Raw genomic sequence first — 644 nt, forward strand, 5'->3', positions numbered from 1 at the left:
GTAATGAAGAGCACTGCATACCTGGTTACAGAAAATTGTGGCAAGCCGCCATAGCCGACGGATATGATTGCAGTAAAGGCCGAGTGCAGCGTTTATTACAAAGCGTAGGTTATCGCTCTAAATCAGGTAAGCGTCGCTACACCAGTGGTAATAAAAAGCAGGGTTTTATAACGACAGAGAATCTACTTGCTCGTCAATTTGATGTTGAAGAGCCTAATAGTGTATGGGTATCGGATATAACTCAGGTGCGCTGTAAAGAAGGCTGGCAGTACTTATGTGTCATTTTAGATTTATACTCACGCAAAGTTGTGGGCTGGGCAACAAGTCGAATTAATAATGCGGTTTTAGTGATTAAAACACTAAAGAAGGCTTGGAATGTGCGCAAGCCGAACGGGCAACGTTTACTGTTTCATTCAGATCAAGGGAGCCAGTATCGAGCTAAAGAGACTATATCGTGGTTGAACAAGCGAGGTGTAACGATTAGCATGTCGAGAAAGGGGAACTGCTGGGATAATGCCTGTTCAGAAAGTTTTTTTGCTCAGTACAAAAAAGAATGGATGAGTAATCTAAATGAACTGAGTCGTAGCGAAATGACAATACAAAGTCGTTTTTATATTGAGAATTACTACAACTCAGTGCGAATG

At 41.6% G+C, this 644-nt stretch carries 1 protein-coding gene; it reads left to right on the forward strand.

The genetic code is table 11. From position 1 onward, the window contains the following. A partial coding sequence (locus tag PSI06_RS21065) for an IS3 family transposase (protein WP_273604820.1) occupies positions 1-644 on the forward strand: 644 nt, incomplete at both ends.

Origin of the sequence: Pseudoalteromonas sp. GABNS16E, from assembly GCF_028598715.1 — a bacterium.
GTDB lineage: Bacteria > Pseudomonadota > Gammaproteobacteria > Enterobacterales > Alteromonadaceae > Pseudoalteromonas > Pseudoalteromonas atlantica.